Source organism: Runella sp. CRIBMP, from assembly GCF_009905605.1.
Classification (GTDB): domain Bacteria; phylum Bacteroidota; class Bacteroidia; order Cytophagales; family Spirosomataceae; genus Runella.
In genome coordinates, this window is the sequence record NZ_JAAAKZ010000007.1 from 144,812 (window position 1) to 157,538 (window position 12,727).

General features: G+C 47.1%; 12 protein-coding genes. All 12 read left to right on the forward strand.

All coding sequences use genetic code 11. The annotated features are described in order from the left end of the window. The first annotated feature begins 13 nt into the window (after positions 1–13). The 12 genes from GVN20_RS18160 to GVN20_RS18215 all read left to right on the forward strand — a co-directional run bounded on the left by GVN20_RS18160 (position 14) and on the right by GVN20_RS18215 (position 12,710). Positions 14–1,006, forward strand: a complete 993-nt coding sequence (locus GVN20_RS18160) for a VOC family protein (RefSeq protein WP_166559702.1) — start codon at positions 14–16, stop codon at positions 1,004–1,006. Between the two features lie 84 nt (positions 1,007–1,090). After that, positions 1,091–2,218 (forward strand): S9 family peptidase, encoded by a 1,128-nt coding sequence (locus tag GVN20_RS18165; protein WP_166559703.1) that lies wholly within the window; start codon positions 1,091–1,093, stop codon positions 2,216–2,218. Between the two features lie 27 nt (positions 2,219–2,245). Beyond that, positions 2,246–3,382: an FAD-dependent monooxygenase gene (locus tag GVN20_RS18170; RefSeq protein WP_166559704.1), complete on the forward strand. Its 1,137-nt coding sequence runs from the start codon at positions 2,246–2,248 to the stop codon at positions 3,380–3,382. 2 nt (positions 3,383–3,384) lie between these two features. Beyond that, entirely contained in the window at positions 3,385–4,422 is a 1,038-nt protein-coding gene (locus GVN20_RS18175; RefSeq protein WP_166559705.1) for an SMP-30/gluconolactonase/LRE family protein, read from the forward strand. 8 nt (positions 4,423–4,430) lie between these two features. After that, positions 4,431–5,198 carry an SDR family NAD(P)-dependent oxidoreductase gene (locus GVN20_RS18180; RefSeq protein ID WP_206023307.1) on the forward strand — a complete coding sequence of 256 codons (768 nt, stop codon included), beginning with the start codon at positions 4,431–4,433 and terminating at the stop codon, positions 5,196–5,198. A gap of 30 nt (positions 5,199–5,228) precedes the next feature. Further along, positions 5,229–6,518 (forward strand): histidinol dehydrogenase, encoded by a 1,290-nt coding sequence (gene hisD, locus GVN20_RS18185; RefSeq protein WP_166559707.1) that lies wholly within the window; start codon positions 5,229–5,231, stop codon positions 6,516–6,518. A gap of 35 nt (positions 6,519–6,553) precedes the next feature. Beyond that, complete coding sequence (locus tag GVN20_RS18190) at positions 6,554–7,324, forward strand: SDR family NAD(P)-dependent oxidoreductase (protein WP_206023308.1); 771 nt, start codon at positions 6,554–6,556, stop codon at positions 7,322–7,324. Between the two features lie 6 nt (positions 7,325–7,330). Next, a complete protein-coding gene (locus tag GVN20_RS18195; RefSeq protein ID WP_166559709.1) occupies positions 7,331–8,284 on the forward strand; it encodes a fumarylacetoacetate hydrolase family protein in 954 nt (317 codons plus the stop codon). Continuing rightward, positions 8,281–8,586 carry an antibiotic biosynthesis monooxygenase gene (locus tag GVN20_RS18200; protein ID WP_166559710.1) on the forward strand — a complete coding sequence of 102 codons (306 nt, stop codon included), beginning with the start codon at positions 8,281–8,283 and terminating at the stop codon, positions 8,584–8,586. The genes GVN20_RS18195 and GVN20_RS18200 overlap by 4 nt, the downstream gene beginning before the upstream one ends. Before the next feature lie 104 nt (positions 8,587–8,690). Continuing rightward, positions 8,691–9,449: a cyclase family protein gene (locus GVN20_RS18205; RefSeq protein ID WP_166559711.1), complete on the forward strand. Its 759-nt coding sequence runs from the start codon at positions 8,691–8,693 to the stop codon at positions 9,447–9,449. Between the two features lie 39 nt (positions 9,450–9,488). After that, positions 9,489–11,786: a glycoside hydrolase family 3 N-terminal domain-containing protein gene (locus GVN20_RS18210; RefSeq protein WP_166559712.1), complete on the forward strand. Its 2,298-nt coding sequence runs from the start codon at positions 9,489–9,491 to the stop codon at positions 11,784–11,786. A 21-nt stretch (positions 11,787–11,807) separates the two neighbouring features. Continuing rightward, positions 11,808–12,710: an AraC family transcriptional regulator gene (locus GVN20_RS18215; protein ID WP_166559713.1), complete on the forward strand. Its 903-nt coding sequence runs from the start codon at positions 11,808–11,810 to the stop codon at positions 12,708–12,710. Positions 12,711–12,727 lie beyond the last annotated feature (17 nt).

Sequence of the window (12,727 nt, forward strand, 5' to 3'; positions counted from 1 at the left end):
AAAACATACGTTGGTGGCAAAGAATCCGCATTACTTTTCGCAATTGGCGCACGTGGAGGTTTATTCTCCCGATATTGAAAAATCAATTCACTTCTTCAAAGAAATTGTTGGATTGGACGAAACAGGCCGGGAGGGCGACTCTGTTTACTTCAGAGCTTGGGGCGATTATTTTCATCACACCCTCAAAATCACCTCGCGCGAAACCAACGGCTTAGGCCATATCGGCTGGCGCGCCGATAGCCCAGAGGCGTTGGAAGAATGCGTGGCGTACCTCGAAAGTATTGGCGCTGGATTGGGTTGGGTTGAGGGTGACATGGGGCATGGCAAAGCCTATCGTTTTCAATCTCCCGAAGGACATATTCATGAAATTTTTTGGGATGTGGTTTGGCTGAAAGAAACGGGAGAACGCGGTAGTATATACGCCGACCGTTATGCTAGCAATCGCCGTATTGGGGTCAACCCGCGCCGCATAGACCACGTCACGTACATGGTGGCTAAGTTTCAGTATTCCAAAGAAAAAGAATTTTGGAAAAAAATGGGGCTGAAGAATCCTGATGAAGTAAGAATTGACGATGAAATTCCACCCATCGGAGGTCTTTGGACAACGGCGAATCTTTCACACGACATTGCCATCTTTACCGACCCCAATGTGGGCCCTGGCGAAGCTACCCTCAACCACATTGCATTCAACTTCGACAGCCGCGAAGAGGTACTGCTGGCACTTGATTACTTTACCGAAAAAGGCTTCAAAAGTGTGATGGGGGCTCCTACGCGTCACAAAGCCGACGAAGGGTTTTTTATCTACATCATTGACCCCGGCAGCAACATCATTTTTGAATTTTATGCGGGGGCCAGATTGATTTTTGCCCCCGACCACGGGCCTGACTTGCATTACCTCAAAGACAATCCAAACGATGCGTGGGGCAATGCCAATCCTTTTGCCGAAATGGGCAAAGGTAAGAAACTCGGCCTCACCGACGGCGTCGTAAAACCAGTAGATATTTAACCGAATAACAATGGGAATGACGGGTTAAATAACGCGTCATTCTGCCCATCGTTATTCCCAACATCCCATTCAAATATCAAACCTATGTGGCATTATTTTCCGGGGCAGTACATGCCCTCATATCAAGTAAATAGAGCATTGACGCAGGCGCATTACGGTGGTGGCGAATTTGCAGAAATATTAGAAGTAGCCAGTGAAATTGACCCTGCCGATAGAGAAAGCTTTAATCGGGCATGGGTAAAAATGGGGGATAAAGTGTATGAAATTGCCGAAAAATACGCCCAAGCGGGTCATAAAGTTTCGGCCAGAAGAACCTATCTCAGGGCTTTCAACTACCTGCGCACCGCCGAATTTTTTATGACGCTCCGTGATGAACGCAAGATTCCTTATTATCTAAAATGCCGTGATGCGTTCATCAAAGCCATTCATCTTTTTGATGAAAAACCCCTTCAAATGGAGATACCCTTTGAGACTGGGCAGAAGAACCTGTCTTTTTTGCCAGCTTATTTGTTCAAACCCACTGGTGTGAAAAATCCTCCCGTGGTCGTCATGTTTGGCGGACTAGATAGCTTGGCCGAGGAACTGTATTTTGGTATTGCCCAGCACCTAAACGAGCGCGGAATCGCGATGATGGCAGTAGATGGCCCAGGCCAGGGAGCCGCTCTTCGTCTCAATCACATTCATACCCGTTATGATTACAACGTACCCGGAACGGCGGTTTTGGATTATATTATCGAAAATCTAAAAGACGAAGTGGACACTGAACGGGTGGGTATCGGGGCCGTTTCGATGGGTGGTTACATGGCGGCACGTTGTGCGGCTTTTGAGCCTCGTTTCAAGGTTTGTATGATTTTCGGGGCCGTTTGGTCGTATTACGATATTTGGAAAAACCGTCCCGACAATCACCCTTTGGCTGAAATCGTGCAGCATATCGTGGGTGCTGAAAACATGACAGAGGCGCGTGAAAAGCTCAAAAACTTTACGCTGGAGGGCGTCGCCGAAAAAATCAGTATGCCTACGTATATCCTACACGGTGAAGACGACCGTCAGAATTTTGTAGAAAATGCCTATAAAGTAAACGAAGTTCTTACCTGCGAGCACGTTATGGAGATTGTTCCAAAAGAAGAAAGCGGCTCGGCGCACTGCTCAGTAGATGATTTCACCAAGACCTTCAATATGTACGATTGGATTGCGGAAAAGATAAAGGCATAACCCATTTAATTTCCAACCACGAATAAAATGACAAAAATTAATAAAGTGCTGGTCGTTGGCGGAGGAATTGGCGGTCAGTCTGTTGCAATTGGTTTAAAAAAAGGAGGTTTTGCGGTAGATGTGGTAGAAATTCTTCCTGAGTTTAATGTGTATGGTGTTGGTATCATTCAGCAAGCCAACGCCCTCAGAGCGTTGGATGCTATTGGCGTAGCCGACGAGGTGATGCGCCGAGGCTCACCTTATGGAAAAGTAAAACTTTGTTTACCTCACGGCGTTCAAATCGGCGAAGCCGGCACACCACCCATAGGTAGGTTTCCCAGCCATAACGGTATCTCTCGACGGATTCTTCATGATGTTTTATTTGAAGAAGCTCAGAAAATTGGGTTAAAATATCGGATGGGAGTTACGGTAGCATCTATTGATAATCAGCCAAATATTGCAAACGTTGCTTTTACAGATGGTACAACGGATAGCTATGACATTGTGATTGCCGCCGATGGTGTGCATTCAAAAGTACGCAAACTCGTCTTTGGCGAATTCAAGCCAAATTATGTAGGTTTATCCGTATGGCGTTATCCCTTCAAACGCCCTGCTGGCTTAGATACTGGTTATATTTTCTTTAATAAAAAACACAAAATTGGGGTTATCCCGATGACTGCCGAGTCGTGTTATATATTTTTGAATTCTGCCGAAGGCGAAAACCCCATGATTCCTGAAGACCAATTGGTTGACAAACTGAAAGGGTATATGTCGGCTTATCCCGTGCCTGTAGTTCAAGAGCTAATTCCCCAAGTAACCGATGCTAAGTTGGTTAATTACCGAGCATTAGAAACGCTCAAAATGCCCGCACCTTGGTATAAAAACAGAGTGGTTGTGTTGGGAGATGCGGCTCACACCACCATTCCACAATTAGGCTCGGGAGCTGCCTTAGCCATTGAGGATGCGGTGGTGTTGATTGAAGAATTACAGAAGGAAGGGGAAGTGGAGGCGATTTTCGATAGATATATGAAACGTCGTTATGAGCGGTGCATGATGGTGGTAGACGTTTCCGAAACCTTAGGCGCTTGGGAGTTATTGGAATACAACGATAAACCACTTCCAGAAGGTGCGAATATGGGAATGCTCATGGGTAAAACTGGAATGGCCTTAACGGCTCCAATTTAACGATGGCACCCCTGCAAAACCCTCTGAAAAATTGGCAGGTAAGCCGTGAAAATATCCAATACTTGGGTCACGACTTGCAGAGGCCAGAATGTATTCTGACCGAGCCAAACGGCACCGTTTGGGCGGCCGATGCACGTGGGGGCGTGGTAAAGTTGAGCCTTAAGGAAGCTCAAGAGGTTATCAACCCACTAAAAGTGAGCGACTTTTTGCCTGAAAATATTGGTAAAGATGCTGATAGTCAGAGATATATTGCCGCAGTAGGCTCGCTACCCAACGGCATTTGTTTTGACGCAAACGGAGATTTTATCATTGCCAATTGGGGGACCAATCACATTGAAAAAATGACCCGCGACGGGAAGTTGACGACTGTTGTGACAGAAATTGACGGAAAACCCTTGGGCAAAACCAACTTTCCGTTGCGAGATTCTAAAGGCAGAATCTGGTTTACGGTCACGACGCAAACTGAGCCTTGGTCGGCCCAAATCAATACCCGCGCCACCGACGGCTACATTGCGCTGATGGACGAAAAAGGTGTCAGAATTGTAGCCGATGGTTTTTGCGGAACGAACGAAATTCGGTTTGACGACAACGAAGAATGGCTTTATGTAGTAGAAAGTACGGCGTGGAAAATTTCGCGATTGCGAGTAAAACCCAACGGTGACCTGTACGACCGAGAAGTGTACGGCCCTTCTACTTTGGGCGGCTTTCCTGATGGTTTTGCCTTTGATGTCTTTGGTAATCTGTGGGTTACCTTGATTTTTACCGATGAACTTATTGCTATTACGCCCGACGGGGAAGTTCTTACATTGTTGGATGATAGCAATCCTGAAACGAAAAAAAGATTGATTGAAGCTTACGAAAACCGCTGTGTTACGCCCGAAATTTTAGCCGCTACGCAAGGGACGATTTGTCCTTGGATGGCAAGTTTGAGTTTTGGCGGCGCGGATATGAAAACGGTCTATCTCGGGAGTTTGCGAGGAACAAAAATCCCTTATTTCAAAAGCCCAGTTGCTGGACAAAAAATGATTCATTGGCGATAACGAACAACATGAAAAGATTTCAGGATAAAGTGTGCTTTGTAACGGGTGCTGGTTCGGGAATCGGAAAAGCAACCGCGTTGTCTTTCGGACGGGAAGGTGGAAAAGTGGTTGTGACGGATATTAACGAAGCGGCCGCCCAAGCGGTGGTTGCGGAGCTGTTAGCCTCGGGAGCGGAAGCATTGGCGTTGAAGGTAGATATTTCAAAGCGAACGGACGTAGAGAATGCGGTGAAAACTGCCGTGATAACTTTCGGGCGTTTGGATTGTGCTGTCAACAGCGCGGGCATTGCAGGAACGGTTTCCTTACCCACGCACGAATACCCCGAAGACGATTGGTTGCAAATGATCAACATCAACCTGACGGGTACATGGTATTGCGTGAAAGTGCAAATTACTCAAATGCTGGCGCAGGGCGGTGGAAACATCGTCAACATTGCCTCGGCTGCGGGCTTGGTAGGGCAGCCTACCAATGTGCCTTATGCGGCGTCAAAGCATGGCGTAGTGGGCATCACCAAAACGGCCGCCATCGAATACGCTACTCAAAATATTCGGGTCAATGCCGTTTGTCCTACCGCTATCGAAACCCCGATGCTGATGGAAGGACGGCGGAAATTGGCCCATAATCCCGAAGCGTTGGAACAGGCCAAAAACCTCCAACGCATGAAACGCATGGGCCAACCGCAGGAAGTAGCCGATGTGGCTCTGTGGCTGTGTTCAGACGAATCAACATTTATTACCGGTCATGCCATGGCAGTGGATGGCGGGGCGTTTGCCTGAAACCTATTTTTAAATTTCCCCATTAAGCAAATGATACAACAGATAAAAAAAGGAATCACCTACGCCGAAAGCAAAGAAGCCGACTTAAAAGTCCGGGCTTTGGTGGAATCGATGCTGGAAAATGTGGCTGCCAATGGCGACAAAGCGGTCCAGGAATATTCGAAAAAATTGGATAAATGGTCGCCCGAAAGCTTTCGATTGTCTTCGGGTCAAATCCAGCAAATCATGGCTGGATTGCCCGAACAAGTGATTGAAGACATCAAATTTGCCCAAACCCAAATCCGTAATTTCGCCCAAATTCAGCGGGAATCCATCAAAGATGTAGAAGTAGAAACCCTGCCGGGGGTGATTTTGGGGCATAAAAATATCCCCGTCAACTCGGTCGGTTGCTACGTGCCCGGCGGGCGCTACCCGATGGTGGCCTCAGCCCACATGAGTGTATTGACGGCCAAAGTGGCGGGTGTGAAGCGCGTTATTGCCTGTACACCGCCCATCAACGGCGAAGTGCCTGCCGCAACCGTAGCGGCCATGTACATGGCCGGGGCCGATGAGATTTATTTGTTGGGCGGTGTGCAGGCCATTGCCATGATGGCCTTGGGAACCGAAACCGTTCAGCCCGTCGATATGCTCGTGGGCCCTGGAAATGCCTACGTGGCCGAAGCCAAACGCCAATTGTACGGAAAAGTGGGCATCGACTTGTTTGCTGGCCCGACAGAAACGCTCGTCATTGCAGACGATACTACTGATGTAGAAACCTGCGCCACTGACTTGCTCGGCCAAGCCGAACACGGTCCTACGTCGCCCGCGATTTTGTTGACCACCAGTAAAACCATTGCCGAAGGCATCGAAACCGAAATCCAGCGCCAATTGGCCGTGTTGCCCACTGCCGATGTGGCAAGTGTGGCGTGGAGGGATTACGGACAGGTGATTTTGGTAGATACCGTGGATGAATTGGTGTCGGAGGCAGACCGCATTGCCAGTGAGCACGTACAGGTGATGACCGAAAATCCGCGTTATTTCCTTGACAAAATGACCAATTTCGGCGGATTGTTTCTCGGAGATAAAACCAACGTAGCGTACGGCGACAAAGTGATCGGCACCAACCATACTTTACCCACTAGAGAAGCAGCCCGTTATACGGGAGGTTTGTGGGTAGGTAAGTTCCTGAAAACCTGTACGTATCAAGAAATTAGGACTGCCGAAGCCAGTGCGATGATCGGTGAATATTGTTCCAGATTGTGTGCCATCGAAAATTTCTCAGGCCACAAAGAGCAGGCCGATTTGCGCGTACGTCGCTATTCTAAAGCTCCCTCTCTGTGATCCTTCTTATCTCTGTGGTTTAAAAAATGCAACCAATGAAAACAGTCTTAGTCACCGGTGGGGCGGGAGAAATTGGCTCGGCCATTTGTAAACAATTTGCAGCAAACGGTTATAATGTTGTTGCAACCTATAACTCGAATCCCGCAAAGGCTGAAAAGTTATTGGCTGAATTAAATGATTTAATTCCCCCATTAGAGGCGAGGGGGCTTCATTCAATTTTCCACGCTCCCACCACCAACGCCCAAAAAGTAGCTGAACTAAAGGCATTTGTGGCAGAGAAATATGGGAAGTTAGATGTATTGGTAAATAACGCTGGAATTACTACGCCAGTACCGCATGATGATTTGGAAGGCTTAACCGATGAATGGATCGATAAAATCATGCAGACCAATTTCAGAGGGTCGTTTGCGATGGTCAGAGCAACCAAAGAGTTATTGGAAAAAGGTTCGGATGAAAGTAATGAATCCTCTCTGATTGTAAATATTTCTTCAATTGCAGGTATTTCTGGAATCGGAAGTAATGTAGCCTATTGTGCTTCAAAAGCTGCGGTTGATTCTATGACACGTTCATTAGCAAGGGCTTTAGCCCCAAAAATCAGAGTAGTATCGGTGTCGCCGGGTTTTGTGGAGGGTGAATATACCAAGAATTTTGACCCAAAATTTCTGCAAAATCAAATGGATAATACACCGCTCGGGCGTTTTGCAATGGGCGCAGATGTAGCCAATGCCGTTTTTGCTTTAGCCACTTCTCTAGTCTTCTCAACCGGTAATATCATTACGGTTGATGGGGGCAGACTTTTAAAATAGAAAAAGATGAAATTAGTAACCTTCAAAAATCCAAAGGGTGATTCCCGCACGGGCTGGCTCGCAGGCGACAAGGTCGTTGACATGAATTTGGCCAGTGAAAAGCTGCCTACCGATATGCTGACGTTCATTGATAATCACGAAGAGTACTTCTCCATAATCAGGGCGTTAGGCGATGTGCAGCCGCATTATCAATTATCAGAGATTCAATTGCTGGCTCCTTTGCCCAACCCTCGCAGTTTTCGGGATTACATCGGGTTTGAGATGCACATGCAAAATGCGTCTCGGTCGTTTGGGCACAAAATCGGGCCCGCTTGGTACGATATGCCGATTTTTTATTTTACCAATCATCAGGCCATTTACGGGCCCGACGACGAAATCAAGCGCCCCGCCAAAGAGACCAAAATGGACATTGAGCTGGAGTTAGCGTGCATCATCGGCAAAAAAGGCAAAGACCTCAAAGCCGAAAACGCCCGTCCTTACATTTTTGGCTATACCGTTTTCAACGATTGGACCGCCCGCGCCATCCAAAAAGTGGAGATGGAAATTCCGTTGGGGCCGCACAAAGGTAAGGACTTTGCCAATGCCATCGGGCCTTGCATTGTGACGGCCGACGAAATGGAGCAGTACCGAGAGCCGTTTGATGAAAGCGTATTTACCGACCCAATTCGGGTACCAAATGTTCAAATGGATAGGTTCAATCTCAAGATGACGTCCCGTATCAATGGCGTAACGGTTTGTGAAGGCAACTATCAAACCGTGTATTACACCTTTGAACAAATGATGGAGCGCGCTTCTGAAAACAACGTGACACTGATGCCTGGCGATATATTGGGCTCAGGTACAGTGGGTTGGGGAAGCTTGATTGAAAATAACTTCACCGTTCACCGCCCACTCGAACCAGGCGATGTGGTGGAATTGGAAATTGAAGGAATCGGAATTCTAAGAAATAAAGTAATATGATTTTAGAACTTGCCACCATCGACATCAAACTGGGCACCAATGCGGAGTTTGAGCAGAATTTAGAAAAAGCCCAAGCTGTGATTAGCCAATCAAAAGGCTATTTGGGGCATGATTTTAAGAAGTGTATCGAACAGCAAAACCGCTATGTGTTGCTCATTCGCTGGGAGAACCTCGAAGCGCATACCATCGGTTTTCGCGAATCGGAATTGTTCAAAGAATGGCGCGGATTGATCGGCCCATTTTTTGAAAACCCGCCCCTGGTGCTGCATTATGAAGATTTGGGAATGACAAAATTCAAATGACGAGTGACGAATAATTGCTTGACTGATTAAAATTCGTCACTCGCTATTCGTCATTACAAAACTCGTTATTCATTTTAGTAATATAAATCGTTAAGATATAAAAAATGAAAATCATTGACCTTTCCGTGACGATTTCTGAGGAAATCAAAGAGCCGCTTCCTACTAAAATCGTCTATGAAGACCACAAAGAAGGGGCTAAAAAAATGGGTGGAAAACTTTTCGAAGGCATTGCCGGCGATGTGTTTATTGACGGTAACGGCCCCGCTGGGGAGTTTCTGACCGTGACGAGCCACTGCGGAACGCACGTGGATGCACCGTACCATTATTTCCCGACCAGCGAAGGCAAACCCTCGCGTACCATTGACGAAATGCCGCTGGATTGGTTCTTTCACGACGGCGTGGTGCTGGATTTTACCGACAAACCCGACGGCTATATGTTTGAGCCCGAAGACCTGATTGAAAAACTGGCAGCCATCAATTACACCCTAAAACCCTTCGATATTGTCCTGATTCGCTGCGATGCCGACAAGCGTTTGCACGACCCTGATTTTGTCAAAATCCACGTAGGAGCGTCGGCCAAAGCTACGCACTGGCTCATTGACCAAGGCATCAAAGTGATGGGCACCGACGGTTGGGGTTGGGACATTCCGCTCCACATTCAGGCCGCTGATTACCGGGCCAATCCGCGTCCGGGTATCATCTGGCAGGCGCATTATGTTGGCATCGAAAAAGAATATTGCCAAATCGAAAAAATGGCTAATCTGGACCAACTGCCGCCTTTTGGCTTTAAAGTGGCCTGTTTTCCCGCCAAAATCAAAGCCGCAAGTGCGGGCTGGACGCGCGCCGTGGCGATTATTGAGTAAGCAAAAAACGCATTCAAACCAACCTAACATTTCCCAATAATGAGAAAATGCCCGCTATTCTTTCTGATTTTAACCGTGGCTGCTTCGTCGGTGTACGCCCAAATCAAATGGAAAGAAACCCCAAAAGGAAGTTTTAATCTGGTCGAAAATCAGGGAGGACAAACGTTAGGGTATTCGCCCATGTCAGGGGTGAAAATCTTGACCGTTAATGGATTGGCCTTTAAAGATTTAAACAAAAACGGCAAACTGGATGCGTTTGAAGACTGGCGTTTGCCGCATGACCAACGCGCCAAAGATTTGGCGTCCAAACTGAGTATTGAAGAAATTGCGGGTTTGATGTTGTATTCGTCGCATCAGTCGATTCCTGCCCGCGCGGGAGGGTATTTTGCAGGAACGTACAATGGCAAACCTTTCAAAGCTGGAGAAACCGACCCGACGGAGTTGACCGACCAGCAAAAGGAGTTTTTGAAGAAAGATCACCTGCGTCATGTGTTGGTCACCACGGTACAAACGCCCGAGATTGCGGCACAATGGAACAACAAATTACAGGCTTTTTGCGAAAGCGTAGGCTTCGGAATCCCCGCCAACAATAGCTCGGACCCGCGCCACGGCACCAGAGCCAAAGCCGAGTTTGACGCGGCTGCCGGCGGTGAAATCTCCATGTGGCCAAGTCCCTTGGGAATGGCCGCCACATTCGACGCGATGTTGATTGAAAAATTTGGCAAAATCGCGGCGGACGAATACCGCGCATTGGGTATTACTACGGCCCTTTCGCCGCAGGTTGACATCGCTACCGAACCCCGTTGGGGCCGTTTCAGCGGTACGTTCGGAGAAAGCCCTGCCTTGTCGGCGGCCATGGGACAAGCCTATTGCGATGGTTTTCAATCGAGTGTTTGGGGAACGAAAAGTGTCAATGCGATGGTAAAACACTGGCCGGGTGGCGGTTCGGGAGAGGCAGGGCGTGATGCACACTATGCCAACGGTAAGTTTGCGGTTTATCCGGGCAATAATTTTGATGCCCATTTGATTCCTTTTACGCAAGGTGCCTTTAAGCTGAAAGGACAAACCAAAATGGCTTCGGCGGTGATGCCTTACTATACGATTTCGTGGAATCAGGATAAAAAATACCACGAAAACGTGGCCAATAACTACAACAAATACATCATTACTGACCTACTCCGTAACAAATATGGCTACGATGGCGTAGTGTGTACCGACTGGAACGTAACCAAACTTCACACCTCAATGGATTCGTTTCTCGACGGTAAATCTTGGGGGGTAGAGAATCTTTCTTTGGGTGAACTTCACTACAGAGCCTTAATGGCGGGCGTTGACCAATACGGTGGCGTAAATGACATGAAGCCTATTTTGGAAGCGTATCAGTTGGGGATAAAAGAACACGGAGAAGCCAAAATCAGGGCTAGAATGGAGCAATCGGCCGTGCGTTTGCTGCGTAATATCTTTCGGGTAGGTGTTTTTGAAAATCCGTACCTAAACCCCGAAGAAACCAAAGCCATCGTGGGGAAACCCGAATACATGAAGGCGGGCTACGAAGCACAGTTGAAATCTGTTGTGCTCCTGAAAAATCAGGCGAAAGCATTGCCAGTTACTTTAAAGAAAACGGTGTACGTTCCAAAACGTTTTTCTCCGGCGGGCCGTAATTTCCTCGGAGTGGAAACCCCCGCATCAACGGAATATCCCGTGAATATTGACATTGTTAAAAAGTACTACAACGTCACTGACAATGCCGACGAGGCTGATTTTGCGCTGGTGTTTATTCAAAATCCAACCGCTACCATTGGGTACGACAAAGAGGATTTAAAAAAGGGAGGCAACGGTTATATTCCCATCAGTTTACAGTACGGCGACTACACCGCTACCGAAGCCCGCGAAAAAAGCATTGCTGGCGGCGACCCGCTAGAGAATTTTACGGACCGTGGCTATAAAAACAAATCGACCAAAACGGCCAACTTTACCGATGCGCAATTGGTAACCGACACCAAAGCAAAGATGAAAGGTAAGCCCGTTGTGGTTTCGGTCAATACTTCCAATCCCATGGTTTTTGCCGAAATTGAGAAAGATGCCTCTTCTATTTTGGTGAGTTTTGGTGTGCAAGACCAAGCCATTTTGGACATCGTTTCGGGCAAAGCCGAGCCCTCTGCGCTGTTGCCCATGCAAATGCCGGCCGACATGAAAACCGTCGAAAAACAAGCCGAAGATGTGCCTTACGACATGACCTGCCACAAAGATTCGGAAGGAAACAGCTACGATTTTGGGTTTGGTATGAACTGGAAAGGCGTCATCAACGATGCCCGTAAAACGATGTTTCGTAAATAGCAAAAGGACGAGCAATGGAGCATGGCAAGCGGAAATGAAATACCGATTTTAAAACCTGAAATTTCACCGGGTTTTCATTTCGAGACCATCGAATGGCAGCAACCCCTGTTTGCAGAAGCGCACCATGAGCTTTTTCACATAAACCGGTTAGAGGATTTTCGGGACAAAATCAAATTTCCTCTGCCTCCGCACCGCAAAACGGTCTACGATTTTATTTTTTTGACAAAAGGCGAATCAAAAAGAAGCAAAGGACTCAACGAATACACATTTGGCGAGGATACTTTCTTCTTTTTGCCCGCCAATCAAATCACCACCCATCAGTCCATGAGCGAAGATGCTCGTGGCTTTTTTTGTCATTTCGACGTTCAAATCTTTCGTTTGGGTGGTTTGCAAATGCCCTTGGAAAACTTTTCATTTCTTCAGTTTCTGGCCAATCCCTTACTTAAAATACCGAAAACAGTCCAAAAACCGATTTTGAATATTCTGCATAGGTTGACTGAACTTTATCAGGAAGACCAAAAAGGGGATTTTGGATTGATTGCCACGTATCTGTTGGCGCTGTTGATTGAAGTGAAAAAATTTGTGCCTGCCGAAAAAAAACTCCACAAAAATTCAGCCGTTCTGGTAACTCAGCAATACAAAAACGCGTTGATGCAGCACATCTATCAGAAGCAGCATGTGCTGGATTATGCTGATTTGTTGAATGTTACGCCCAATCATTTGAATAAGTGCGTAAAAACTACCACCGACAAAACTGCGCAGGATTTGCTTAACGAAATGCTCATTTTGGAAGCGAAGTCGCTGCTGAAATATTCTAATCTTCAAATTGCTGAAATTGCCGTAAAGCTCTGCAATCAAACGCCTAGCAATTTTGCCCGGTTCTTCAAAAGCCAAACAGGCATCAGTCCAAAAGAATACCAATAAATTTCAATTTGATTGAT

What these genes read in the sequence shown, in the direction of transcription:
- GVN20_RS18205 (WP_166559711.1), top strand. Translation starts at nt 8,691, where the DNA reads ATGAAAATCATTGACCTTTCCGTGACGATTTCTGAGGAAATCAAAGAG.
- GVN20_RS18190 (WP_206023308.1), top strand. Translation starts at nt 6,554, where the DNA reads ATGAAAACAGTCTTAGTCACCGGTGGGGCGGGAGAAATTGGCTCGGCC.
- GVN20_RS18180 (WP_206023307.1), top strand. Translation starts at nt 4,431, where the DNA reads ATGAAAAGATTTCAGGATAAAGTGTGCTTTGTAACGGGTGCTGGTTCG.
- GVN20_RS18165 (WP_166559703.1), top strand. Translation starts at nt 1,091, where the DNA reads ATGTGGCATTATTTTCCGGGGCAGTACATGCCCTCATATCAAGTAAAT.
- hisD (WP_166559707.1), top strand. Translation starts at nt 5,229, where the DNA reads ATGATACAACAGATAAAAAAAGGAATCACCTACGCCGAAAGCAAAGAA.
- GVN20_RS18175 (WP_166559705.1), top strand. Translation starts at nt 3,385, where the DNA reads ATGGCACCCCTGCAAAACCCTCTGAAAAATTGGCAGGTAAGCCGTGAA.
- GVN20_RS18215 (WP_166559713.1), top strand. Translation starts at nt 11,808, where the DNA reads ATGGCAAGCGGAAATGAAATACCGATTTTAAAACCTGAAATTTCACCG.
- GVN20_RS18200 (WP_166559710.1), top strand. Translation starts at nt 8,281, where the DNA reads ATGATTTTAGAACTTGCCACCATCGACATCAAACTGGGCACCAATGCG.
- GVN20_RS18195 (WP_166559709.1), top strand. Translation starts at nt 7,331, where the DNA reads ATGAAATTAGTAACCTTCAAAAATCCAAAGGGTGATTCCCGCACGGGC.
- GVN20_RS18210 (WP_166559712.1), top strand. Translation starts at nt 9,489, where the DNA reads ATGAGAAAATGCCCGCTATTCTTTCTGATTTTAACCGTGGCTGCTTCG.
- GVN20_RS18170 (WP_166559704.1), top strand. Translation starts at nt 2,246, where the DNA reads ATGACAAAAATTAATAAAGTGCTGGTCGTTGGCGGAGGAATTGGCGGT.